General features: G+C 40.4%; 26 protein-coding genes. 6 read left to right on the top strand and 20 right to left on the bottom strand.

Features of this window, described 5'->3' with window-relative positions; all coding sequences use genetic code 11:
• Nucleotides 1-33 precede the first annotated feature (33 nt).
• The gene (locus G6R02_RS18070) at nucleotides 34-765 is read right to left on the bottom strand and encodes an endonuclease/exonuclease/phosphatase family protein (protein ID WP_164670762.1); all 732 of its coding nucleotides are present in this window, start codon (nucleotides 763-765) and stop codon (nucleotides 34-36) included.
• Between the two features lie 229 nt (nucleotides 766-994).
• Here G6R02_RS18070 and G6R02_RS18065 point away from each other — a divergent pair, with 229 nt between their 5' ends.
• On the top strand, nucleotides 995-3,187 hold the full coding sequence (locus tag G6R02_RS18065) for a bifunctional 2',3'-cyclic-nucleotide 2'-phosphodiesterase/3'-nucleotidase (RefSeq protein ID WP_484606978.1): 2,193 nt from the start codon (nucleotides 995-997) through the stop codon (nucleotides 3,185-3,187).
• Between the two features lie 68 nt (nucleotides 3,188-3,255).
• Here G6R02_RS18065 and ytxJ read toward each other — a convergent pair whose 3' ends face one another.
• Complete coding sequence (gene ytxJ, locus G6R02_RS18060; protein ID WP_164670761.1) at nucleotides 3,256-3,600, bottom strand: bacillithiol system redox-active protein YtxJ; 345 nt, start codon at nucleotides 3,598-3,600, stop codon at nucleotides 3,256-3,258.
• Nucleotides 3,601-3,715: 115 nt separating this feature from the next.
• Nucleotides 3,716-4,294 carry an NADPH-dependent FMN reductase gene (locus G6R02_RS18055; RefSeq protein ID WP_164670760.1) on the bottom strand — a complete coding sequence of 193 codons (579 nt, stop codon included), beginning with the start codon at nucleotides 4,292-4,294 and terminating at the stop codon, nucleotides 3,716-3,718.
• Nucleotides 4,295-4,557: 263 nt separating this feature from the next.
• Between G6R02_RS18055 and G6R02_RS18050 the strand changes: the two genes are divergently transcribed.
• Nucleotides 4,558-4,914 carry a DnaJ family domain-containing protein gene (locus tag G6R02_RS18050; RefSeq protein ID WP_164670759.1) on the top strand — a complete coding sequence of 119 codons (357 nt, stop codon included), beginning with the start codon at nucleotides 4,558-4,560 and terminating at the stop codon, nucleotides 4,912-4,914.
• 98 nt (nucleotides 4,915-5,012) lie between these two features.
• A complete protein-coding gene (locus tag G6R02_RS18045; protein WP_164670758.1) occupies nucleotides 5,013-5,231 on the top strand; it encodes a hypothetical protein in 219 nt (72 codons plus the stop codon).
• A 226-nt stretch (nucleotides 5,232-5,457) separates the two neighbouring features.
• On the opposite strand, the gene G6R02_RS18040 is transcribed toward G6R02_RS18045, so the two are convergent.
• The 6 genes from G6R02_RS18040 to G6R02_RS18015 form a co-directional block, all read right to left on the bottom strand.
• Nucleotides 5,458-5,778: a YbjQ family protein gene (locus tag G6R02_RS18040; protein ID WP_164670757.1), complete on the bottom strand. Its 321-nt coding sequence runs from the start codon at nucleotides 5,776-5,778 to the stop codon at nucleotides 5,458-5,460.
• The gene (locus G6R02_RS18035) at nucleotides 5,759-5,980 is read right to left on the bottom strand and encodes a hypothetical protein (RefSeq protein ID WP_164670756.1); all 222 of its coding nucleotides are present in this window, start codon (nucleotides 5,978-5,980) and stop codon (nucleotides 5,759-5,761) included. Before G6R02_RS18035 ends, G6R02_RS18040 begins: the two co-directional genes overlap by 20 nt.
• Nucleotides 5,981-6,049: 69 nt before the next feature.
• Nucleotides 6,050-6,739: an RluA family pseudouridine synthase gene (locus tag G6R02_RS18030; protein WP_164670755.1), complete on the bottom strand. Its 690-nt coding sequence runs from the start codon at nucleotides 6,737-6,739 to the stop codon at nucleotides 6,050-6,052.
• A 128-nt stretch (nucleotides 6,740-6,867) separates the two neighbouring features.
• The gene (locus G6R02_RS18025; RefSeq protein ID WP_164670754.1) at nucleotides 6,868-7,803 is read right to left on the bottom strand and encodes a glycine betaine ABC transporter substrate-binding protein; all 936 of its coding nucleotides are present in this window, start codon (nucleotides 7,801-7,803) and stop codon (nucleotides 6,868-6,870) included.
• Nucleotides 7,804-7,850: 47 nt separating this feature from the next.
• On the bottom strand, nucleotides 7,851-8,510 hold the full coding sequence (locus G6R02_RS18020; protein ID WP_205520246.1) for a cysteine hydrolase family protein: 660 nt from the start codon (nucleotides 8,508-8,510) through the stop codon (nucleotides 7,851-7,853).
• Nucleotides 8,497-9,063, bottom strand: coding sequence for a GbsR/MarR family transcriptional regulator (locus G6R02_RS18015; protein WP_164670752.1), 567 nt, complete (start codon nucleotides 9,061-9,063; stop codon nucleotides 8,497-8,499). Before G6R02_RS18015 ends, G6R02_RS18020 begins: the two co-directional genes overlap by 14 nt.
• Before the next feature lie 311 nt (nucleotides 9,064-9,374).
• On the opposite strand from G6R02_RS18015, the gene G6R02_RS20275 reads away from it, so the two are divergent.
• Both G6R02_RS20275 and G6R02_RS18010 read left to right on the top strand, forming a co-directional pair.
• Complete coding sequence (locus G6R02_RS20275) at nucleotides 9,375-9,506, top strand: hypothetical protein (RefSeq protein ID WP_281347128.1); 132 nt, start codon at nucleotides 9,375-9,377, stop codon at nucleotides 9,504-9,506.
• A 123-nt stretch (nucleotides 9,507-9,629) separates the two neighbouring features.
• Complete coding sequence (locus G6R02_RS18010; RefSeq protein ID WP_164670751.1) at nucleotides 9,630-10,814, top strand: MFS transporter; 1,185 nt, start codon at nucleotides 9,630-9,632, stop codon at nucleotides 10,812-10,814.
• Between the two features lie 302 nt (nucleotides 10,815-11,116).
• Here the strand turns inward: G6R02_RS18010 and G6R02_RS18005 are convergent, their stop codons facing one another.
• The 5 genes from G6R02_RS18005 to glmS form a co-directional block, all read right to left on the bottom strand.
• Nucleotides 11,117-12,199: a YkvI family membrane protein gene (locus tag G6R02_RS18005; RefSeq protein WP_164670750.1), complete on the bottom strand. Its 1,083-nt coding sequence runs from the start codon at nucleotides 12,197-12,199 to the stop codon at nucleotides 11,117-11,119.
• Between the two features lie 220 nt (nucleotides 12,200-12,419).
• Entirely contained in the window at nucleotides 12,420-13,118 is a 699-nt protein-coding gene (locus G6R02_RS18000) for a YqeB family protein (RefSeq protein WP_164670749.1), read from the bottom strand.
• Between the two features lie 39 nt (nucleotides 13,119-13,157).
• Complete coding sequence (locus tag G6R02_RS17995; protein ID WP_164670748.1) at nucleotides 13,158-13,751, bottom strand: TetR/AcrR family transcriptional regulator; 594 nt, start codon at nucleotides 13,749-13,751, stop codon at nucleotides 13,158-13,160.
• A gap of 126 nt (nucleotides 13,752-13,877) precedes the next feature.
• Nucleotides 13,878-14,858, bottom strand: coding sequence for an NAD(P)-dependent alcohol dehydrogenase (locus tag G6R02_RS17990; protein WP_164670747.1), 981 nt, complete (start codon nucleotides 14,856-14,858; stop codon nucleotides 13,878-13,880).
• Between the two features lie 314 nt (nucleotides 14,859-15,172).
• Nucleotides 15,173-16,975, bottom strand: coding sequence for a glutamine--fructose-6-phosphate transaminase (isomerizing) (gene glmS / locus G6R02_RS17985; RefSeq protein ID WP_164670746.1), 1,803 nt, complete (start codon nucleotides 16,973-16,975; stop codon nucleotides 15,173-15,175).
• A 561-nt stretch (nucleotides 16,976-17,536) separates the two neighbouring features.
• Here glmS and G6R02_RS17980 point away from each other — a divergent pair.
• A complete protein-coding gene (locus G6R02_RS17980; protein WP_246202655.1) occupies nucleotides 17,537-18,091 on the top strand; it encodes a tetratricopeptide repeat protein in 555 nt (184 codons plus the stop codon).
• Between the two features lie 140 nt (nucleotides 18,092-18,231).
• Here the strand turns inward: G6R02_RS17980 and G6R02_RS17975 are convergent, their stop codons facing one another.
• The 6 genes from G6R02_RS17975 to glmM all read right to left on the bottom strand — a co-directional run bounded on the left by G6R02_RS17975 (nucleotide 18,232) and on the right by glmM (nucleotide 25,588).
• Entirely contained in the window at nucleotides 18,232-20,022 is a 1,791-nt protein-coding gene (locus tag G6R02_RS17975) for a S9 family peptidase (protein ID WP_164670745.1), read from the bottom strand.
• Between the two features lie 295 nt (nucleotides 20,023-20,317).
• On the bottom strand, nucleotides 20,318-20,986 hold the full coding sequence (locus G6R02_RS17970) for an ABC transporter ATP-binding protein (RefSeq protein WP_164670744.1): 669 nt from the start codon (nucleotides 20,984-20,986) through the stop codon (nucleotides 20,318-20,320).
• Nucleotides 20,986-22,035, bottom strand: a complete 1,050-nt coding sequence (locus tag G6R02_RS17965; RefSeq protein WP_164670743.1) for an ABC transporter permease — start codon at nucleotides 22,033-22,035, stop codon at nucleotides 20,986-20,988. The genes G6R02_RS17970 and G6R02_RS17965 overlap by 1 nt, the downstream gene beginning before the upstream one ends.
• Nucleotides 22,036-22,108: 73 nt before the next feature.
• The gene (locus G6R02_RS17960; RefSeq protein ID WP_164670742.1) at nucleotides 22,109-23,488 is read right to left on the bottom strand and encodes a sensor histidine kinase; all 1,380 of its coding nucleotides are present in this window, start codon (nucleotides 23,486-23,488) and stop codon (nucleotides 22,109-22,111) included.
• Complete coding sequence (locus tag G6R02_RS17955) at nucleotides 23,488-24,183, bottom strand: response regulator transcription factor (protein WP_164670741.1); 696 nt, start codon at nucleotides 24,181-24,183, stop codon at nucleotides 23,488-23,490. Before G6R02_RS17955 ends, G6R02_RS17960 begins: the two co-directional genes overlap by 1 nt.
• Before the next feature lie 58 nt (nucleotides 24,184-24,241).
• A complete protein-coding gene (glmM, locus tag G6R02_RS17950) occupies nucleotides 24,242-25,588 on the bottom strand; it encodes a phosphoglucosamine mutase (RefSeq protein ID WP_164670740.1) in 1,347 nt (448 codons plus the stop codon).
• Nucleotides 25,589-25,606 lie beyond the last annotated feature (18 nt).

Raw genomic sequence — 25,606 nt, 5'->3', positions numbered from 1 at the left:
TACACTACGCTAACAATTTATACGAATGAAGCGTTAATTAGTTTCAGTTAGTCTCAATTCTGAAATCAAAAGTGAATGGTCCGAATAGTTTTCCATGCGTTCATGATGGGAAAGATAGCTAGTGTATAGTTTAACAGCCAGCACTGGAGAAATAAACATATAATCAAGCCGAAAACCATTATTCCTTGTGCTGTACCAGGTAAAATCGTTCGAATTCTCATTATTATTTTTCCAGGCATCAACCCATCCCTTATCAATCAGTGTACTGATATAACTGCTGTATATACGTGGTGCTTTCTCCTTCTCGTCCCGCCGCGCTGTATTGAAATCACCGGCAATGACACACTTGGAACCCTCTTTTTGTTTCGCATAATGCAAAACCTGATCCCAATGGAATTGTTTATCGTATTTCTCGTTTACATTCGGAACATGAACACCAAGTAGAAACAAATCATAGGACGGAATATAGACCTCATTCCAACGATGGGATCCCTGATGGGGTGAAAATGAAGGGTCGATCTTTTCCAAGGGATACTTTGACGCAATCAGCACACCATTCTCCTTGTTCGGAGGCTGGGAAGATGCTATGTAGTTCCATCCTTTTTTATACAATTCATCTGTTAAGTATTTTCCGGAGGGGTTTTCTTTATATTCCGTGATTACCATCAGATCAGTATTATACGTAATCAGTGCATCCACAATCTGATGAATGGCCTTTTTTCCACCCTGACGGATATTCCATGTAAGTAATTTTAATGAGTACATCAGAATCCTCCCTCAACGTTAACAGTTATATGTTAATTTTAGTTGATGGATGCACGCTAAACCAACATTTAGCCTTTATGCCGCTTCCTAAAGGCTTCTGGTTCATTTGTCCCCCAACAATCAGACCATTTAAAAAACTCTATTAATCCCTTACTCTAGTATGTGACAACTTTTTGAAAGGGGTTACAATATGTACACGCAAACAATGTGGAAGGTTATTTTCACGCTAATGGCAATCGTGCTGATTTTCACCCCGATGGAAGGAAATACTTCCAAAGCAGCGTCAGACGACAGTACTGTCAATTTGCGACTGATGGAGACGACCGATATCCACGTATACTTGGCAAACTATAATTATTATCAGGACAAGCCGACGAATGAATTCGGTCTGGCCATGACAGCAACACGCATTAAACAGGCCCGCAGTGAGTCTGTAAACAGCATGCTGTTTGATAATGGTGACCTGATTCAGGGGAATCCGCTTGGCGATTATGTTGCCAGAAATGGTCTTGAAGAAGGGGAAGTACATCCCGTCTACAAAGCTATGAATCTTTTAAATTATGATATGGCAAATATCGGGAATCATGAATTCAACTATGGTATTGATTATTTAAAAGAAGCAATTGATGACGCAAATTTCCCTTACGTCAATGCTAACGTCTATTATGATGATGGGGACGATGACCCGAACAATGACAAGCCTTTTTTCGAACCCTACAAGATTCTGCATAAACAGGTAACTGACACAAACGGCAATACACAAACGGTTGATGTCGGTGTCATAGGTTTTGTTCCACCACAAATCATGCAGTGGGACCGTTCGAATCTCGAAGGAAAGGTTATTACGAAAGGTATTTATGAATCCGCACAAAAGTATGTTCCGGAGATGAAAGAACAAGGAGCAGATATTATTGTTGCCATCCCGCACTCTGGTTTAGGATCAGTGGAACTGCAGGAACGCGAAGAAAATGCAACCTATAACCTGACTGAAGTTGAAGGCATCGATGCCATCATGTTTGGACATGCCCATGAAGCATTTCCGAGCGAATCGTTTGCCGGAATTCCAGGGGTAAATCTGGAAAAAGGCACAATCAATGGAGTCCCTTCTGTTGAAGCAGGTTACTGGGGAAACCATTTAGGTATTATTGACCTAAAACTTGAAAAGGACGGTGAAGACTGGGATGTGGTTGATTCGAGTTCTGAAGTACGTTCCATTTACAACGAAGAGACAGGTGAAGCACTCGTTGAACCAGACCAGGAAATTCTCGACGCAATTTCCGAAGATCATCAGGAGACACTGGATTATATCCGTTCGCAGGTAGGTGAGACAACCGCACCAATATACAGCTATTTTGCACTTGTGAAAGACGACCCATCCGTGCAGATTGTTTCCAATGCCCAAAAATGGTACACCAAACAGGCTGTAGCAGGAACCCAATATGAAGGAATGCCGATTTTATCAGCAGCAGCACCATTTAAAGCAGGCGGACGGAGTGGTCCAGGGTATTACACGTACATTCCGGAAGGTCCAATTGCCATTAAAAATGTTGCAGACCTTTACGTTTATCCAAACACATTAAAAGTTGTGAAACTGAATGGAAAGCAAATTCGTCAGTGGCTTGAAATGTCTGCAGGCCAGTTTAACCAGATTGATCCGAACGCTTCCGGAGCCCAGTCACTGGTTGATACGGAATTTTCAACGTACAACTTTGATATAATCGATGGTCTCAGCTATGAAATTGATGTTACCGAACCATCACGGTATAACAATGATGGTGAACTGATCAATTCGGATGCACAGCGTATTGTCAATTTACAATATAATGGGGAGCCGGTCGATGATACGCAAGAATTTCTTGTAGCAACCAATAATTACCGTGCAAGCGGCGGTGGAAACTTCCCGAATCTGGATGGCAGCCAAGTTGTCCTTTCACCACAAATCCAGAACAGACAGGCTATCATCGAATACATTCAGGAAAACGGCACCATTGACCCATCAGCCGACGGTAACTGGGCATTCGCAGCAATGGATGGCAACCCTGAACTGACATTCCAGTCATCACCGGATGCACAGGAATTCATTCAGCCTGACGGTAATATATCCTATATTGGCGAAGGAACAAATGGTTTTGCCAAATATGCGATTGATCTATCAGAGCCGGTAAATCTTCCAGCGCTTCAGGAGGATGTAACCGCATTTGTTCAGGACCGTGCAGTGGATCACCCATTGGCAGTTAAACTAAAGAACAAACTGAACCAGGCCGAGCATCAAATGAAAAAAGGTCATGAGCGACAGGCTGTTAAAAAAGTGGAAGGATTTTTGAAACACTTAAACAATAAAGCGATGGATAAGTTCATCACGGCAGAAGCGAAGGATACACTCAACAACAACGCAAATAAGCTTCTTAACAACTGGAAATAACTTTAACGAACAAAACCCCTGCGGCAATAAGTCGCGGGGGTTATTTTACATATTCACCTTGGACCAGGTTATGCTTGTTTCAAAGCATCCTTTATGGAATCAACTGTTATTTTTGAATGGGAGGTGTTCCACAACACTTCTTTATCTTTAATCAAAAAAATCTGCGGAGATTCATGTTTAATGTTTGTTTTGTCAGCAATTTCATTGGAGGCGTCCCTGCTCTCAATTACCTTGACCATGTATCCATTAAGGTTATCTTCTGCTGAATCGAGAAACGAATTATATTCTTTAAATGCACCGGCACTAATAGGGCATGTTGTACTATGCTTGAACAACAGAACCGGTTTTTCAGTGGACTCATTCCATACTTTGTCCAGTTCCTCTGTTGCCTGCAGTTCTTTTAACTCAACCATTTTCATAACCTCCTAAAAAAAGTATTTGGTATATCTTCATTGTAATTGATTCCGGCGTTTTAAACCAATAAAAAAACGGATATCTGTGTGTTACAGACATCCGTCTATTGAAAAGTTATGCATTAACAGCTGCATTCTCTCTTACTGTCTTCAACGCACCGCTCCATGCGATAACCTGATCAAGCATTCTGTTGGCATTATCTGCATGGTATTCAGCAGGCTTGAACACACTGAAGTTTTCGAAGTCAGTCATAAGTGAGAATGTCACTGCTGTCTGAACATCTGCAACTTGAAGTTCACCAAAGATAAGACGAAGGTTTTCGTGTGCACGCGCTCCGCCTAAGCTGCCATAACCAACTAACCCAGCTGCTTTGTCAGCCACTTCCGGTTTCAGGTAGTCCAGTGCATTTTTAAGTGCTCCACCCACTGCATGATTATATTCCGGAGCTACCACAATATATCCATCAAAAGAAGCCATCTTTTCTGACCATGCTTTAATAGCTGCTTCAGATTCCTGTTGCTGTGCTTCTGCTACTTCTGCACCCAAGAGTGGTAATTTATAATCAGCAAGGTCGACGATTTCATATGACACGTCATCATTACGTTTTGCTGCAAAATCATATACCCAGTTAGTTACTGCTTCTCCATTACGGCCTTGACGTACACTTCCAAGAATAATACCTATGTTTAACATATAGCTTTCCTCCTAAATGGTTGTAATTGATTGAATTTGATTATTCTTAATTCAAGATATTGAATTCAATAAAAATATAGTAGCATGTTTTAAAAACATAATCAACGAAAAATAATTATTTTTTATAATAAACTTATTAAAAGTAACTAATTAGCGCCAGATACATAACTATTTTTTTTCGAACGAGCCACAATTGACTTATTCCATCAATCATGATGTACTAAAAGGGAAGTGAAAAGCAGATTTATTCGGGAGGGGTTATTTTGTACCTGTTCGTCGAGGATCAAATCAAAGAAGCAATTGAGAACGGTGATTTTGATAATCTTCCGGGGAAAGGTAAAAAGCTGAATGTACGGGATGAACTGCCGGGGTTGTCAAAAGAATTGAATCAGGCCTACAAAATGTTGAAAAATGCCGGATTTATCACTGAAGAAGACGTGAATAACAAAAGCGGAAAAGATTTAACCCAGGATGATTTAATGACCTATGCAACTGGTGAGGAATATAAAGACAAAACCAGGAAAAGCAAACAATTCGAGCAGCTTGTCAAAACACGAAAGCTCCATCGTAATCCTAAATTCCCATTTTATCGCAGAAAAGTATTTAAAAAGATGTCCTGAGAGAAATCGGGTGGTGACCCGCTTTCTTTTTTTGTGCAGTATTTTATAAGTGTATAAAAAGCATCCTCCCATACACCCTATATACTGAGGTGAATCATATGAAAAAACAACGCAAGAAAAAGGAATTCCCGTTGCCCACACAGGCAAATGCAAATTCTGACGGGGAGTTCCGCGTTCACGACGGGTTGGATGCCAACCATCCGTTCGAAGTGGAAGATAATTATGCGGGGGATTCTGTCGATAAACATAAAGAACTGGAAGATGCCAATGAAACAATTGCCAAAAAAGAGATATCACAGATTAATAATAATTCATGAACTGGATGGATCCATGAGTCTTTGTATTCGGACATTTGTTCCGTTATTAGTGGTAAAAACAATGATTTTATGAAGTTCGCGGACATTTATTCCGTTATTGGTCAAATACAGGACCGATTTTCTGCAGATTTAAGCAGTTAGCGGAATATATGTCCGCCAAAACATAAATTAACGTGGTTTCCTTAATATAACGGAAAATATGTCCGCCCACAGGAAATCATCCAGATCAACTTTTTCGAACCGTTACCGCTGTTCCATATGCCAAAAGTTCAGCTGCTCCGGCTGCAACCTGTGCAGTCATAAAGCGGATATTAACTACTGCGTCTGCTCCCATTTTCTCCGCATCCTCAACCATTCGCTGCACTGCCCTTTGCCTGGAATCCGTCATCATTTCTGTATACTCTGTCACTTCTCCCCCCACGATATTTCTAAGTCCGGCGACAATGTCCTTACCAACATGTTTTGCCCTGACAACATTACCTTTTGCCATACCCTTCACCTCGGTGATCTCATATCCCGGAATGGTTTCAGTATTTACTAATATCATCCTGATCTTCCTCCTTTTTTGATTTAACCCTATCTTTTAACACACCAAAAAACACCAATGAAGTACCTAAACTCCCTAATACTATGGCACTGATTATTAACGTAATATTATACAAATAATTGCTGGCAAAAAAAGAAACGGTAACAGCTAAGACGTAAAAGACTGTCGATAATGGAATAAGGATAAGTCCTGTACGAATCATGTTTACTCCTGTCAAATGTTTTTTTTATTACTACGATCAACAATATGAAAAAGTTTCACAATTATACCTCTATCGTTTAAGGGATCCATCCTGCCACAGATTCCACGGATACTCCTTAGGCGGCAATGACGTTGCTTCTGTCATGTCTTTTTTTGTTGGATGTTCAAATGCAAGTGTATATGCCCATAGTGCAATTTGCTGCCCAGGTTTGTTAACCTTCTGCCCATATTTTTGATCTCCATAGATGGGGTTTCCCATCGCAGAAAGCTGGACACGTATTTGATGCGGCCTGCCTGTATGTAAATTAATAGACAACAGCGTTAATCCTTCTTTTTCACCAAGCACTTCATAGTCAAGCACCGCTTTTTTTGCCTTTTTATGATCAGAAGAAACAGTATACACTTTGTTTTCGCGGGTATCCTTAATCAGGTAATCCTCCAGTGTTGCCCGATCCCTGAAAGGTTTGCCCCGAACTGCTGCCAGATATTTCTTATCAAACGCACCCCTGCGAATTGAATCTGACAAACGGGAAGCAGCTTTTGATGTTTTGGCAAAAACCATCACACCGCCAACAGGACGATCCAGGCGGTGTACCAGTGCCAGAAATACATTCCCGGGCTTCTGGTAACGGATTTTTATGTCCTGCTTTAATATAGAAAGCAAATCATTATCCCCTGTACGATCTCCCTGTACTGGTATATTCACCGGCTTTTCGACTACTAGCAGGTGGTTGTCTTCGAATAAAATTGGAATATTCACTTGGTCAAGACTCCTTCATCATTTGTAAGCCTATCATAACATATACGCTGGTTATTACAGTGCGGATAAAATAAAGGCATTGCCCTCTGTACAGACAATGCCTTCGCTTTAATTATTCTAATTTGCTATTACTTAACACCTTTTGTCCACTTACTAACAGTATCCTGGTTGTTCTTAACCCATTCTTGTGCTGCCTCGGCAGGTTCCATACCATTGTTGATTTTCACCATTACTTCACCAATTTGTTTTTTGTTCCATTTAAATTGATCTAGAATTTTGTGTGCTTTTGGTGCGTCCTCTTCCAGGCCTTTCCGAACAATTGTGTTAATGTTATCAGGGTCGCCGTAAATATTTTTCGGATCTTCCAGATACTTCAAATCCCATTTAGCAAATGCCCAATGTGGTGACCAAAGGGTAACAATGATTGGTTCTTTTTTCTCAATTGCATCACCCAATGATGCTGCCATTGCAGGTGAAGAGCTGGCTTGCAGATTCCATTTATCCAACCCGTACTCCGGCATAACATTCTCTTTCGTGTGTTTCATTTGTCCGGCACCAGGTTCTATCCCTGTAATTGTCCACTCTGTATTATCTCCAACTGAGTTTGTATTCTTAGCTAGATCTTCAATCGAGTTTATATCCATATATTTTGGAACAACAAGACCGAGTGGTGCTCCTTCCAGGTTCGGACCAAGATGGACAAGGTCTTGTTTATACTTTTCCCAGTAACTAGCGTCTGTGTGAGGCAGCCATACACAGACGGTTGCATCTGCTGAACCATCAGAAACAGCCGTGTACATTGCTCCTGAATTGACCTGTTTTAAGGTTACATCATAACCAGCCTCTTCCAGTACTACTTCCATTACATGGTTACTTGCTGTCGCTGACGCCCATGCAACATAAGGAATTGTTAATTCTTTCTGTCCAAGGTTGTCCCCTTCTTTTTTATTATCTGATGCATTATTGCCTTCGTTATTATCATTGCCGCCACCGCCACACGCTGACAAGATCATCGATAGCATAATAATTACGCTAATACTAACTAATTTTGTTTTCTTCAACATTTATTTGTCCTCCTCTTGTTGTTTGCATAACCCTTATTATTAACTTGTTACTTGTTTAATTCATCAAATACCTGTCGCATATTTTCAGGTGTAAATTGCAGTTGATCGGGATACGGGGATTTCCAGTTTTTATGCGATTCACCGTTTAATTTTTTTATTATTTCAGACGTATTAAAGACAGCGAGATCATAAACCCAGTTTGCCATCGTTAAAATGGATGCCATGTGTGCACCTTCATTCGTTGCACCGCACATATCTTTAACCAAATTCACCTGGTAGTCCCGGAAGTAGGCGTCAAACACAGAAGTCATCAAACAGCCGTCAGTGACAAAGCCACCCATTATTAAGTGCTTAACTCCCATATTCCTGAGGATAAGATCTAAACTTGTATCATAAAAACTGCTCCATCTGTATTTATCAATGACAATATCTCCATCTTCAGGCCTGATACTATCCATGATTTCCACCGCATCGGTTCCGTCATTATAGAATACCGGTTTGCCATCTTCGGTCAATGGTTCTTCATTTGACAGGCCAACCGTATCTTCACGGTTAATGTGCCGTGTAAATATTACAGGAACACCTATTTTTCGGCATGCTGCAATTAATCGCTCTGTGTTGTTTACTACGGCATCCACGCCTTCAATCCCAAACTCACTTTCTTTTTGCACATCAATTAGTACCAATGCTGTGTTAGTCTTGTTCATCGTTGTCACCATCTTTTCTTTTTACCGGGAAGTACTCAAATATCTCCCTTGTTTCCATAGCGTTTGCTAATTTAAGCGTCCAGTCAAAATAGACCATCGTTTGCTCAATATCAGCCAAGTCTCCCTGTGCCATTTCTTTTGCCTTATCAGATTGAGTGTTTGCTGCGATATCCTTCAAAGTTCCTTCAACCTGTTGATTGGCTCTTGAGATTATATTTCGTTCCTGTCTTAGCTTTTTGACAAAGAAGGCAAAAAAATTCTTAAAAAAGTCTTTTTCTGCAATATAATGATCTTTCCGATTGCCTTTTTTCCAAACTTTGATCACCATTTCCGTGTCAAGAAGATCCCGTAATCCTGTACTGACGCTTCCTTTACTCATCGCAACCTGATCTTTTATTTCATCAAGATTAAGGGGCTTGTCTGCAAAATAAAGAACGCCGTAAATTCTCCCAACCGATGGAGTTACCCCATAAATGACCATTGTTTGAGCGATTGCGCTTATCAGAATATCCCGTGACTCTTCCACTTTTTGAATATCGTTATCCAATTCCATTTCTCACCTTCCCTTCTCTCCGGTAATGTTCATTTTGTTCAATTTTTTTAGTACATTTTGAACAAGTTGGTTATATTATATAATGCAATTTCCATATAGTCAAATTGTAGTATGTGATAATGCAGGTCAAAGGATACATGAAAGGGATTATTAAACCGTTATGGGGCGAAGCTGTGGGCTTAACGTTTAAACCCACTCCTAGCTGGTCCCACTCATCATGCACATTCACTATTGATTTCTTTGATAATATTGCTAATCTAAATGGAATAACTTATGATAGAAATATCAATCATTGAAAGGAGGTAGTTGAAATGTTTACGTTGGAAGAAGTTGTGGACGAAGTGAAACAATTTATTGTGTTCATGATGTCCATTTTTGGAACTTTGCTTAATAACGGGATACGTATGTCCAATTTTAGCACAGTTTCAAAACTACACTTCTGACGTAAAAAATTTCTTACCTCAAAATAATCGGTAAACTGGAAGACAGGCTTCTCCCCTGCTCAGGTCACAGGTAAGTATTTTACCTGTGGCTTTTTTGCGTCGGAACAGCAGGAGGATATCAGAATGAAAGCAAGTTTAACAATGAATATTCGTTTTATCTATATTTATATTTTTGTCGCTCAATTGTTTTTTGACCGTGCACTCTGGGTTATCTATCTGAGCGATTCAGGCTTGAGTATGAGCCAAATTGGTCTGGTTGAGGCACTAATGCATTTAAGTGTTGTATTATTGGAAATTCCAACCGGGGTGGTTGCTGACCTGTACGGGAGAAAAGTGAGTCTGTTAGTTGGCAACCTGCTTAGCATCGGATATGGGAGTTTTATGTTAATCAGTGATTCACTTAGCTTGTTTGGATTAGCTTTAATGACGCTCGGAGCAGGGATGACATTTCAGTCCGGCGCTGAGGAAGCTCTAGCCTATGATACGTTAAAAGAAAAAAGCCAGGAACACCTTTATACAAAAGTATTTGGAAACATGATTGCACTTGCTCTTCTATCACTAAGCCTGGCAAAGCTGGCAGGTGGATTGATGGCTGAAGTTAGCTGGGAACTTGTGTATGGAGGAATTATCATTACTCATGTGCTGGCCCTTATTCCAATTTATTTACTCCATGAACCGGAGAAGGAATTAAGTCCGGCAAAAAACCTTACTATAAAGAAACAATGGATGGACCAGCTGAATGCAGGCATGACGGTTTGGAAAGACAATCAGGCCATCCATATTCCTATTATCTTTTTTATAATGGTGACAACTTCCATTGTCATTCTAACTTTCTATGGTCAGGCGTATTTCACACGGCTTGGATACAGTCCAACGGTAATCGGGATTATTTTCACAGTAGAGGGATTATTAGGTGTTCTAATGGCGAAGATCGCTCATAAATTAGAGGAAAAATGGAGCTTTATAAATATTGCAAACTATGGCTACCTTCTATATTTAACTTTCTTTCTATTATTTATATGGTCTCCGGATTGGGCTATCGTATTATCTTTTCTGCTATTATCGCAGCTTGTTACCTTATTTGAACCAATCTTTTCGAATTTCATTCAGAACAGACTGCAGAGTAATGTCCGCTCCACCTTCTTTTCAATGATTAGTGTAGTGGAGAGTTTCAGTATCATGATCTTGTTCCCACTATTTGGGTTTATGATTGATACGATTGGATTTAAATATGGCTTTCTTAGCCTGTTTGTAATGCTCAGTGTCATCTATGCAACTGGTATTAGCAGTAATACTATAAAAAGATAGAAAAGTGGAGTCTTAACGGGCTCCATTTTTTACATTAGCTATCGAATATAGTTATAGAATTCTGGATTACTCACACCACCTACACACATATTCTATAATTACGAGTGTAGGTCAGTCGATTTTATATGTTATAAATTATGTATTGTTTCCAGTTTGAAGTGAATAATGTGGAAGAAAAATGAAAGATACTCTTAAAAAAGAGCTTGATCGATTTAGCTTGTCAGATGCGGAGTTCTTCATGTAGCCGTGGAAACTAAAAAAGTGGCTTACCAGCGTTGGCAAGCCACTCTTACAAAATAGATTTAGGCACTTTTTCTAGAAGCCTTTTCATCTTTACTGAATGTTGTATTTCTAAACGGTGCAATAATAAGCGCCAGAATCAGAAAGAGTCCCAAATAGCCTATCAGCGGGTAGAACAGCGCAACAAGCTCTGTAAAGCCGACAAAGCTCAGAATAAAGGCTGCAATTCCTGTAATAACAACAAATGTTTTATGATTTTTGGTTCCAACATCCGTAAAGCGTGCTGCAAAGGCAAAGAACATTCCAACTGCAGTATTGAAGATCATGCCGAACAGAATGATCGCATACAGAATTCCCAATACCGGCGAAATATCGTTAACCAGTTTCAGCATCGGCATATCCACATTGGCTACGACATCTATTTTGGAAAAAATGGCCAGGTTGGTCAACACAATGATGACACCAATTCCAAGTCCACCAATAAGTCCACCGAGTGAAGCAACCTTTTCATTTTTCTCGCTGCCGCCCATCAGAAGTGCCATTGAAGCACCAACTGCAATATTAAATGAAGCATAGTTAATACCTGAAATAAACCAATTCGGCAATGATGATGGCTGGCCGTCAGCAACCGGTTCAAGTTGAGCAAAGGACACGTCCATCGTCAAAAGACTGTATATCGACACAGCGATTACGGACAGAATTAAAAACGGTGTAATACTGCCGATTACTTTTACCACGCCTTCAATATTCATCATAATGGTAATTGCGGTCAAAATGCTCATTACGGTTATACCGAAAACAGCCGGGAGTCCGAACTGCTGACCGAAGATAGATCCTGCAGCTGCAATCATGACAACCCCTACACCAAACAGTGTAAAAATAATGATATAGTCAACAATTAAGCCGAGCCATTTATTCCCACTTACCTTATAAATAGCTTCTTTATGGGACGTTGCTTTCATGCGGCTCCCGAGTTTTGTCAGTGTAAAACCAAGATATGCAAATAGTGCGGTTGAGATAATAGCTCCAAATATCCCCATGTAACCAAAACTGGTAAAATACTGAAGAATCTCTTGTCCGGAAGCTAAACCAGCGCCGACAATGACACCCATAAAAGCGCTTCCAATTTGCAAAATACGTTTCATATTATCCTCCTTAGTATCTCTAAGTTGTCTAAATGGAACACCTTATATAGTATATCATTAATAATCTACCAACTGTCTAGTAATATTTAACAACTGTATTCAGAAAATTTGTTGTTAAACAGACGTGGAGAAGCAACTGAATGGTTACAACCCGCCCTTATCCCTTTTGAGATCAAAACCCTTATTTCATTTCCATTCATAAACCTCCCTTACAACTTTTTTATTTCCTTTTAGAAATGGCTCCTTCAGCCAGCCTCACATATTGGGCGTTCTTCTCGTCCCTAATAACAGCCCCCAATTTTGCTAAATCCTCGCGCAGATATTTAGCATCTTTCTTTTTATCCTCTTTCAATGCATGTTCTCGTGCATACAGTAATGCGTTTATTTTTTCGGGGAAATCAGGATGCCCTAAAACCCATCGCTGGTACTGATTTTTAAAAGGGTCCTCGTCATGCCAGGGATATCGATAATAATTCAATGCTTCCCGGACGGTATCTTTTTTCGTTTCAAGAACTCCTCTATATAGTTCCTGATTATTTGGCCCAAGGATTATGAATTGCTTTTTTTCCATATAAATAGCTGAAATATCCTTTTTATCAATCGTTTCCATCTTATTATCTAATTTTAACTGCAGGGAATTATCGGAAATCCTAACTTCAAGATTCTCCTCCAAAATGATAAATGCCAATAATATACCAGCAACAACCCCAATAATGGCAGCTATAACAGTAATCCATAGATTGTCTGATGATGCTATGAATTCAATAAGTTGTTCCATAGGGACTATTGGAAGATTCAATAACCATCCGGCAATGACTGGAATAAACCAGCCAATCAAACCACCCAAAATCATTGGAATCAAAACAATGAGTGTTTTTTCATATTTACTGTAACCAAGAACCGTTTCATTATGTCTCATAAACCTTTTCCTTTCACTTTCTAAATTGCCTTAACATGTTTACCTGACTATTTTCAATATACTCTTTGTCAGTTCTTCACTATATTTTTCTACACTGACTTTATTTTGAAAAGTTAACATGGATTCTGATATCGCCCCTTGAATGACAGTTGTCATAACCTGAGGATTAAAATCACCAAATTCCTTCGATTCCCGCCCTAGGATGAGAATTTCTTGTAATAATCCGTTTTTTAAATCTTCTTCATCATCTTCCAGTAAGTAATAAGGGGTATGGTCGGGTGTACGTGCGTTGAAAACTATTTCAATTAAAGCAATATTATTTGTTCTGCTTGAAACCTGGTAAGCCAAACTTGCTTCGATAAATGCTATTAATTTTTCCGTGAATGTCTGTTTTATTGCAACCCGCTCATTAATAAACATCCACTCTTGTTCAACTAAATATATTAAAGTATTATTCATCAAATCTTCTTTACCTGAGAAATGATAAGAGATTAGTCCAGTGCTTATTTTTGCCTTTTTCGCTATTTTGGCCAAGCTTGTACTTACATACCCAATATCTTTTAAAACCTCAATTGCCGCCTTTATTATCTGCTCTCTTCTGGCCTCAGCTATAAATGACTGCCTGTCTTCCATTAAACCCCCACCTTGCAAATAATTAATTGATTAATCATTTTTTTGATTGGTCATTCAATTAATTTTATTATATATCTTATTGCTCTCTTGTCAAATCTGAATCTTTTTCTCTACTATAGCTACCTATTAATTATTATTATGCTCCAACATGATGATAACTTTGCCTTGGACATTCCCTTCTCCAAAATACCGGAACGCTTCAGCAACCTCACTTAAAGCGTAACTTCTATCGATAACAGGGACAACCTTGCCTGATGCAATAAGATCCTTTATAAGGTTTAAATCTTTTTTGTTTGGCTGATGTATCAGGGGAACCATTTTCTTGCGCTCAATCATTGAAATCCATGGCCCCAGTAATATAACCTGAAGAATCCGTACAGTGGGACCTCCGACCATGACAAACCTGCCTTTGGGGTTTAGTGCACGCTTGTAATCGAAAATCGGTCGATATGCCACAACATCCAGAATCACGTCATAACGTTGTCCATTTTTAGTGAAATCTTCTTTTGTGTAATCAATGACATGGTCTGCACCGATTGAACGTATCATGTCTAATTTCCTCGTGCTGTCCACGCCAGTCACTTCAGCTCCGAATGCTTTGGCAATCTGTACTGCAAACGTACCAACACCACCACCGGCGCCATTAATTAAAACCTTTTGTCCTGTTTGAATGCTTCCTTTAAAACGAAGTCCCTGAAGAGCAAGAACTGCCGCCTGAGGTACAGCTGCTGCCTCCTTGAATGACATACTGGCTGCTTTTCGTACGAATGCATTTTCATCTGCACATACATACGCACCGAAACCACCCCAACCACACCCGGAAATGTCCCCGAAAACCACATCACCCGGCTGAAGTTGTGTTACATCACTGCCAACTGACTCTATTTGCCCTGCAATATCTGCTCCAAGTATCTTATATTTCGGTTTTAGAACACCTCCTATGCGGGCTATAAATGATGTTCCTCTAAGGAGATCCCAGTCCCATGAATTTATAGATGCCGCATGGACTTTTACCAGTACTTCATTGTGCTTGGGTACGGGTTTTTTCACCTCTTTAAGTTTAAGAACATTCGGTTGCCCATATTTTGTGTATACCATTGCTTTCATGGGTACCCCCCCTTGGTTTGTGCTAATATACCAATATATGATTTCTTAGAAAGCATAATGTGAAAGTTTTTCTTTTATAGCATAAAAACGGGTAAACAAATAATCCTTTTACACTTTTTAGGTTATTCACTTGCCTTTTTTTGAAAGGCGGGGGCTTTTATACCAAGGAAGTAATAAATAACCCGAATCACTGTTAAAACCCTGAAGGAATATTTCTCGCAAAAAAGCTGACATTGCGATTTAGTCACAATGTCAGCATGCTTAGTCATGTGTTTTTGATATCTAATACATTTAGTATGTATTAGATACTCTTTTTACTCAACAGTAACAGATTTGGCCAAATTCCGTGGCTTATCAACGTCACAGTCTCGATGCAGTGCTGCATAGTATGCAAGCAATTGCAGCGGTACTACACTTACCAATGGTGTCAGCAATTCATGCACAGGCGGTACTACGAATGCATCTGTATCCTGCTCCAGGCCTTTCATGCTGATAACCATGGCATTTGCACCACGTGCGACTACTTCCTGCACATTGCTGCGGATTCCATAATTCACTTCGGATTGTGTAGCCAGCGCAATGACAGGTGTTCCTTCTTCAATCAACGCGATTGTTCCGTGCTTCAGCTCTCCGCCGGCGAAACCTTCCGCCTGAATGTAGGAGATTTCTTTCAGCTTAAGCGCACCTTCTATACAAACATAGTAGTCAATACTGCGTCCGATAAAGAATGCATTACGTGATGTCGCCAAATAATCTCTTGTTAAGCGCTCTATTGCTTCTTTTTGGTCTGTCAGGACTTCCATCGCATTAGCTACAATTGCCAGTTCCTGCATTGGGTCAAAGTCCAGCTCAATGCCTTTAGCCTGTGCTGTGTCTACTGCCAAAATCGCCAGAACAGCCATTTGTGCTGTGTATGCTTTTGTTGATGCGACGGCAATTTCCGGCCCTGCATAAAGATTTAATGTGTAATTTGCTTCACGAGAAAGGGTGGATCCCGGCACGTTTGTCATCGTCAATGACGGGTGTCCCAATTCTTTTATTTTTACTAATACCGCGCGACTGTCAGCAGTTTCGCCACTTTGTGAAATAAACACAAATAACGGTTTTTCCGACAGTAATGGCATGTTATACGAAAATTCACTTGCCACATGCACTTCAACAGGAATTTTTGCCAGTTTTTCAATAAACTGCTTTCCGACCAATCCGGCATGATAACTTGTGCCTGCAGCAATTATATAAATGCGGTCACATGCTTTCATGGCACTGCGAACATCCTGATCAAGCTTCAGGTTGTTATTCTCATCCTGGTATTCCTGAATGATTTTACGCATGACAAACGGCTGTTCATCAATTTCTTTCAGCATAAAATGAGGATAGGTTCCTTTTTCGGTATCACTCACATCAATTTGTGCTGTGAATGGTTTACGGTTAACAACCGTTCCATTCAGCTTCTGTACTTCAACAAAGTTGCGGCTTACGAGGACAATTTCCTGATCATAAATTTCCAAATATTGATCTGTTTCTTTCAATGTTGCCATTGCGTCACTTGCAATCACATTGAAGCCATCGCCCAGCCCAACAAGTAATGGGCTTTTATTTTTTGCAACATAAATCGTATCCTGGTCTTCTTTGTCGATTAACCCAATTGCATACGAACCTTTTAAAAGACCAATCGTTTGGCGGAATGCTTCTGCAGTATCCTGATATTTTTCGAAGTTCTTTTCAACGAGTTGAACAATAACTTCTGTATCCGTTTCACTGACAAAAGAAACTCCACTCAAATAATCGCTTTTTAAGTCCTGGTAATTTTCAATAACACCATTGTGAACAAGCGTAAATCTGCCGGATGCGCCCTGATGCGGATGTGCGTTTTCCGCACTTGGTACACCATGTGTCGCCCAGCGTGTATGGCCAATCCCCATCGTTGCTTCAACCGTATAATCCACACGGTCTCTTAGGGTCGCAATCCGTCCTTTTACTTTAAAAAGATTCAATCCATCTTCATTCAACATCGCAATTCCCGCCGAGTCATAACCGCGGTATTCCAGTTTCTCAAGTCCATTCAGTAATACATCTTTTGTATCGTTTTGTCCGATATATCCTACAATTCCACACATATCGTTGTTTCCTCCTCATACAAAGGGGCAACGAACGACCGATAAATCAGATGTCAGAAGTCAGAGAGCGGATTAGTGGAAATCGGCGAATTAGCCGATTTCATTATCTGACCTCCGACCTCCTGCCTCGGACCTCTGTTATGGGGCGTTTTGTTGCCCCTTTCTCGTGTTTGTTCATAGTCTCATCCCGCTTCATTCTTTTATGCAACAAGTTGCCTCATTGTTTTCAGAAAAAAGCATGACGGTTGGGATGTGCAACCGGGAGGAATCCGCCGAAAAATTCGATTAACCTCCACCTCGTCAACTATCTTCTTTTCCGTCCGAAAATAGTTCAGGCGCTTTTCTTGCTTACAACCTCTATCCACCTTTCTGTATTTGACTGGTTACGTCCACCCGCTTTTAAAAAAGGACTATTATATTTTAACCGAGACAAGCTTTAGCGGTCAATTACTTTTTTTGGCAGAGGGGTGGTGTTACTATGTGTATGTTAAATTGAGCAGATGTGTACATCAACTGTAATTATTTCATGTATACTGGTTGTAAGCAGTGAGGTGATGATTTATGAAAATTGCAGATATCCCACATAATATGAAGTTTAAGTTCGGACCCAATTTACGGGAAGTGCCCAAAGATCAAATGGGCATGCTTCAGGGGATGTTATATATCAAGGAACAGCTTAATAATGATACATATAGTGACCATGAGAAAAGTACCATGCATGGTTTACTAGGGTATTTTTTACGAATTATTGGTGAGATTGAGGATAGTAAAAAACACCTCAATACAGCAATTGAACTTGCTGAAAAAACAGACAACCAGCAAAGTGTATTTGTTAATAAAATCCGTTTGGCAAATACATACCAGTGGGAAAACAACTTTAAGGTATCCAACAAAATGTTTGAAGAGCTAATGGACACGGCTGATAAGGATCCACATTACCGTGGATACTTGGACTTTGTCTACGAGCATTATGGAAAAAACCTGTTTGACCAAAAAGAATTTCAACGTGCACTGGATTACTTCAATAAGGCGTTGGAAATCAGAAAAGAAAAAGGAAATGAAGATCTTATCTCTGCTACGGAACACGCTATTGCAACATGCAGCTATAAGTTTTAGTATTCTACTCCTATATTCGAATCCAAAAGCAGAAAAGTGGCATGATTCTTTTAAAAAATCATGCCACTTTTTTAGTTTTACAAACGATTATAGAAATGAAGCAGGTGAACCCATGTAAAGATTCACCTGCCCCATAATTCTTACCCCTGATGCTTTTCCAAAAAGTCCAGCATACGATTGTAAACGTTAATTTCATTTTCTTTTTTCGAAAAGCCGTGCCCTTCGTCATCCAGCACGAGATATTCAACATCGCGGCCTTCTTCCTGAAGTTTAGCGACGATATTATCAGATTCTTCTTTAACCACCCGCGGATCCTTTGCCCCCTGAATAACGAGCATCGGCTTGGTCATGTCGTCCAGATAGGTTACCGGTGAATCCCGGACAAAGCGTTCCTTATCCGTTTCCGGGTCACCCAGCCAGCGGTCCATAATCGGTTTCCAGTGAGGTGGCACAGAATTAACGAATGTAAATAAATCAGACGGTCCGAAAATATCAACACACGCTTTGAAGTATTCCGGATGACGTCCGTGAAGCAATAGTGTCATATAGCCGCCATAACTGCCACCTACAAGGAATAACTTCTCACGGTCTGTGATGTTATTTTCAAACAACCATTCAATTCCGGCTACACAGTCCAAACGCGGTCCTTCACCCCAGTCCTGTTCAACCAGTTTGACGAATGTTGACCCATAGCCCGTGCTTCCGCGGAAGTTTGGTGCAAAGATGGTGTATCCGCGATTCAGGAAACATTGGAACATGGAGCGGAATGACTTCCGCTCGGCAGCCTGTGGTCCGCCATGCGGCCAGAAGATCGTATAGCCATTATCGTTTTCCGGTTTTGCTTTAAATAACAATGCCTCGATTTCCATCCCGTCGAATGATTTATACGAAATAACATCGGGGTCAACCATCTCAGAACTGCTCAATCCGAGAACACCATTATTGGTTAACTGCTTCCATGTTTGACCATCTTCTGTTTTAAAAATATTATGTGGTACTGTTGCGCTTCTGCCCAATACATACAGATTACCTGATTTTGCAACGTGAATTTTTTCGATTACATCGATTGGAGCAGACAGCTCGGTTAGCCTCGCTGAATCCAAGTCATAGCGATACAGCACATCGGAAACACCATTTTCAACAGCCAAAAATAAAGCATTTTGATCTCTGTTCCATTTCAGTATTTCAACGCTTTCGTTCTCGATTGAAACAACTGATGAAAATTCTTTTGTATCAAGATTAAATTTTGCAACATAACTGTATTCACTTTCATAGTTCGTAATGAAATAAATTGTTTTTTCATCCACAAATACGGGATCAAAAGTTACATGCGTTTTTTCCGGATCTGGCGTTAAGCTGTGCTCGGCATCACCCTGCTTAACAAATCCGGTTACAAATGTATTCGCAAAGGCTCGTAAATACACAAATGCTTCCTCATCTTTGGATACAGCAGCCAGTTCGGTAGGTGAGATTTCACCAGTGTTAATCAAGGTATCCGAATCATTCTTCAAGTTCCGAACACGTGTATTTAAAAATGACGGGTTATCTTTGGAAGTCAGGTAATATACCCGCTCGCCATCCTCACTTAAATGCGTGAAGAAATACCTTTCATCGGCGTTACCTGTAATCAATGGCTTTGGAAGCCCGCCTTCATTCGGGATTGCATAAATTTGATGGTTCTCGTCACCGTCTTTATCAAATCCCGCCAATACATATCGGCTTTTCGGATCAAACTGGATAAAACTGCATGATTCATCATGGTGGGCAAACAGATATGGATAGGTATCAGGCAAATCCATTGCCCACAAATTCATTTTGCCATTTAAATTGGAACTGAAAATAAGACGGTTCTCATCCTCGTTTACCGCAAAGTCGTTAATTACATACGTACGAAAAAATTGCTCCACAGTCGGCTTTGGAAATTCAATCATCAAAGTCCCCCTAGTAAATTTAGTTTCTGAGATGTCTGAAAAATTCTATTTGTATGAATGATTATAACGTATTTTTGGTGGAAGATACAGATTTCTTATCTACTTTACTTATCGAAAACAAAATGGACACGCGCGTTAAATACCAAGACAACCGAACAAACTGTGAACTCCGGCATTTTAATTGTGAACTTCGAGCAACCTAATTGTGAACTTCGGCGAAATCACTGTGAACTTTGGCGAATTCATTGTGAACATTGGTTTTTTCCAGTTTACCTCGTTGTCAGTTCTGTCATATTCAGCCATCTTCCGACAGTCTCCCATCCTTTATTACTAAAACACGGTCACATAAATCCAGGATTCGTTCGTCATGTGTGACCATAATTCCGGATTTCCCCCGCTCCCGTACTTCGGCAGCTATCATTTCAACCACTTCACGTCCTCGCTTCGAATCAAGGCTTGCAGTTGGCTCGTCGGCAAGAATCAGCTTTGGATCGTTCATTAGGGCACGTGCGATAGCAACACGCTGCCGTTCTCCGCCGGATAGTTCGTTTGGAAGATTTCCGATGCGATGTGCCAATCCAAAATGACTTAGTAAATCCGCTTCATATTTGCTATGCTTTTTACTTTTTGCCAAAACATTCACTACACGTAACTGATCATCAACCTTCAAATACGGGATAAGGTTTGCCGATTGGAAAACAAATCCTATCTTTTGCAGCCGCAGTTTTGTTTTCTTTTTTGCTGAAAGATTTGTTATATCCTCTCCGTCAACTTTAACTTTTCCGCTTGTTGGCGATAACAGTGCCCCTGCCGTAGATAAGAAAGTACTTTTTCCTGAGCCGGAAGGTCCGATCACAGCAACGAACTCGCCACAACTTACGTTGAGTGAAACATTATCCAATGCTTTGAATTCGTTTGGTCCGTCATTATATACTTTTGTTACATTTTCCATTTTCAGTGTCATTATTCCGCCCCCTCGATTGCTTCAATTGGATCAACGTTTACTACCTGCACAAGTGATAGTAATGACCCGACCACTGAAACTGCCAGTAGTAATACAGCTGACTGCAGCATGTTTTGAGATTCTAATATAAACGGCATATCAGGCGGCAGTAATTCTTTAACACCAAATGAAAGCCCAACAGCAATGAGGATACAAACAATCGATATGACGGCCACCTGAGAAACCAAATTCCGGATAAGATAAGATGTGTTGGAGCCCAATGCTTTTAACACACCGAACTGGGATTTCTTTTGCAGTGTCATCACATAGAAAAATACGGCTAAAACAAATGCTGCAATTACATAAAGGAAAATAATCATCATGTTTAATGATGCCTGTTCCTGTGAATAACTTGGTATACCTTGCAGTACCTCTTCTTTTGTTAACACATCATATTTTTTACTTAGCTCATCACTGATTTCCCCATTTGTTTGAATGGCAAATGCGTTCACTTTATCTGTTGACCCATTCATATAAACAACGGACGTATGGCTGAACCGTTGATTTTCAGCAAATCCGACAATCGTATATTCCTTGTCATTGCCGGCAAAGCTTAATGCATCACCAATACGGAGTCCTTCTTTTTTTAATGAAGCATCGACAACTACCTCATTCGATTTGGCTGGAGGATTTCCTTCCGTTACGTTCGGGAGCAGCGTTCCATTCATGTCTGTTCCAAATAATGCAACATCTGCTTTTTGATCCTTGTCATTTACAGCAGCTGCTGCCATTCGAATGGATAATGGGACGGCTTCTGTAACACCTTCTGTTTCTGCTATCTGATCAGCAGCAGACCCGGAGATACTAGATTTGGTCAGTTGCTGCTCGACTCCTTCCTCCAGAACCAGGTAATCTGCCTGCAGATTTTGTATTGCAGATGCATTATCAGCAGACAATCCTTTTGCCAATCCTGAAATAATAAAAATCAGACCTGATATCAGGACGATGATAAAACCTATTAACAGATAACGAAATTTTGCATGCAGTAATTCTCTTATTGCTAAAAACATAAAAATCGCTCACCTCTTTCATATCAATATCTACAGCATACATATTGAATATGAACAGAAGATGAACGATCTGTTACTTTTCGGGTAATGTCACATGGAACCTGGAACCTTTGCCATGTTCACTCTCTACCATGATAGTTCCTTTATGCAATTCAACAATCTTTTTAACAATGGAGAGTCCAAGTCCTGTGCTGTTCTCCGTTCGGGTACGAGCTTTATCCACTTTATAAAACCGGTCAAACAGGTGTGGGATATCCGCTTGTGCTATTCCAATTCCATTATCTTCGACTGTTATGTGAACCTCATCTTTAACCTTAGTTCCGTCAATTTTCACTGTTCCACCAGATTCCATATACCGTAACGCATTGGTAACCAGATTCATCCAGACCTGATGCAGCAGCTCCGGATCTGCCATGATCGTAAAATCAATATCACCCATTTCCATCATAATTTCCTTCTCGCGCCATAGCCATTCGGTGGAGACAATCACCTCTCTTAGCTGATTACTTAAATTAACGTTTATTTTTTTAATCTCATTCATTTCCTGATCCAGATGCGATAACGTTAACAGTTGTTTGCTCAGTTGTGACAGTCGCCGGGATTCTTTCTCAATGATGGAAAGATAATGTGTACGGTCTATCTCTGTCATTTCTTCTTCCCGTAATGCCTGGGAGAATCCTTGTATAGAAGCTAATGGCGACTGAAATTCGTGTGAAACGTTAGAAACAAATTCCTGTCTTTTTTCTTCTGTCTGCTCTAATTTATCACTCATTATGGCAAAGTCACGAGCGAGCTGGCCAATTTCATCGCGACGGTTTACATTCAGTCTGATATGGTAATTTCCTGTTGCAATCTTTCTTGTCGCTTCGGTAAGCTTTTTTACAGGCTTTACAATAAAACGTGTACTGATCAGTACAAGCAGGAAACTGATGATTAATACAAGAACAAGCAAAACAGCAAGAAACATGCGCATCTCACCAAATTGCTGTGTTGTGTTTGGTCTGACAAACAATGCATGTGTTTTTCCATTTACATCTATTGGCACACCAACTGTATTCTTCAACTTATTATCAAAAAAACCTGTAACAAAAGGCCTCCATGGGTAATTCGCAATTCCGTGGTAGATTTCTCCCTTTATCACCTGATCAACTGCAGAAGATTCCATTCCTGTTGAATCAAATGGTTCTCCATACATTTTTGCTTGTCCTGAAGCTTTAACTAAGTAAAATTTATACCCCAAATCAGTCATTTCGGTCAGATAACTTTGGATATCCCTTTGGCTGTTACGCTCAAAGATCGATACAATATTCCCGGCAATATGTGTTACCTTTTTATCATTCGCGGGCTTTAAATTATATTGATAATAAATATTCGTTACGGCAAAGGCTATTATGGCACTCACAATCATAATAACCATTGTAATGACAATAATTCGTACATACAGTGTTCGCATTACTTTGCACCTTCAGGTTGTCGATTTGTCTCTTCCAGTTTGTAACCCTTCCCGCGAACGGTTTGAATGATAAAACCACTGTTCCCGCTGGAAAAACGCTCTCTTAAACGCTTAATATGTACATCAACTGTTCGATCATAACCAATAAAGTCGTTCCCCCACACATGCACAATCAATTGTTCACGTGTGAAAATACGGTCCGGATAATTGGCCAGCTGTGCCAGCAGCTCGAACTCTTTTAATGGGAGGATGATTGTTTTGCCATCCGATTTTACTTCATAGCTATTTCGGTTAATCACCGTATTTCCTATCTGAATGAGTTCTTTATTCGCCATTTGGAAACGCCTTAACAGTGCCTTTATCCGAAATAAAACTTCACGCGGTTCAAAAGGTTTAACAATGTAATCATCGGTACCGGCAATATAGCCTTTTTCTTTATCAGCTAAGTTTCCTTTTGCTGTAACCATCATTACAGGAATGTCATAATGACTGCGGATCTCACCGCAAAGCTCGTATCCATCTATATTCGGCATCATAATATCAACAATGGCAAGCTGAATTCGCTCCGTCTCCAAAATATCCAATGCCGCTTTTCCATCATCACCCTCAACCGTTTTATAGCCTTCTTTTTGTAAATAAAATCGCAAAAGCTCCCTCATATGCGGATCATCATCAACAATCAGGATTGTATTCAAGGTCGTTACCCCCTTTTATAAAAAACTGCTCTCATCAAGAGAGCAGTTCCGCATGTGACTATTCCTTTAACCCAAGCAGATCATCAATTACCGTCGCAACCTGATCGGTATATTTTTCACATTGTTCTTTTGTCGGTGCCTCAACCATTACACGTACAAGTGGTTCGGTACCGGATGGGCGGACAAGAACCCGGCCTTCACCGTTCATTTCTTCTTCAACCGCTTCAATGACTTCCTGAACTTTCGGGTTTGTCATTGCGTTTTGTTTATCCGTTACTTTTACATTTTTTAAAACCTGCGGGTAGATTTCCATTTCACCTGCCAGCTCTGACAGGGCTTTCCCTGTTTCTTTCATCACGTTGACAAGCTGAATTGCCGTCAGCATACCGTCTCCGGTTGTGTTGTAATCAAGGAAAATAATGTGACCTGACTGTTCCCCGCCAAGGTTGTAGCCGCCTTTTAGCATTTCTTCCATTACATAACGGTCGCCAACCTTCGTCTTGTCACTGCGCATCTCGTTTTCTTCAAGAGCCTTATAAAACCCAATATTACTCATCACAGTCGAAACAACGGTGCTGTGACGTAAAACGCCTTTTTGATTCATATACTTCCCGCAAATGTACATGATTTTGTCACCGTCAACGATATTCCCTTTTTCGTCGACAGCAATCAGCCGGTCACCGTCGCCATCAAAGGCAAGTCCAACATCCGCTTCCTTTTCTGCGACAAATGCCTGCAGTGTTTCCGGATGAGTTGATCCGACACCATCATTAATATTCAGACCATCCGGTGATGAACCAATTGAAACAATATCTGCTTCCAAATCGGCAAACAGATGTGTTGCCAGGCTCGATGTTGCTCCATGTGCACAATCGATTGCTATTTTTAAATCATCAAAATCGTTATCAATGGATTCCTTGAGGAAGGAGAGATACTTTTGTCCACCTTCGAAGTAGTCATTAACCACCCCAACGTCAGCCCCAACAGGACGAGGCAGATTATCCTCCTCTTCCATCAACTTCTCAATTTCATCCTCTTGTTCATCGTTTAATTTAAAGCCATCCGGTCCGAAGAATTTAATGCCATTATCTTCAACCGGGTTATGTGAGGCGGAAATCATAACCCCTGCCTCTGCACTTGTTGCTTTTGTTAAATACGCAACACCTGGTGTCGAAATAACGCCAAGCCGCATAACTTCAGCGCCGATAGAAAGCAAACCGGCTACAAGTGCCCCCTCAAGCATATGGCCGGAAATTCGTGTATCACGGCCAATCAGAATTTTTGGCTTTTCTATACCTTTTGTTAAAGCGTAGCCACCAAAGCGTCCTAATTTATATGCCAATTCTGGTGTAAGATCTTTATTTGCTACACCTCTGACTCCATCTGTTCCAAAATAATTACCCATGTAGTACCTCTCCTTTAC

Origin of the sequence: Virgibacillus doumboii (genome assembly GCF_902806455.1) — a bacterium.
Classification (GTDB): Bacteria; Bacillota; Bacilli; order Bacillales; family Amphibacillaceae; genus Lentibacillus; species Lentibacillus doumboii.
Note: the sequence above shows the minus strand (reverse complement) of the source record. Positions and strands in the feature narration are given on the sequence as shown.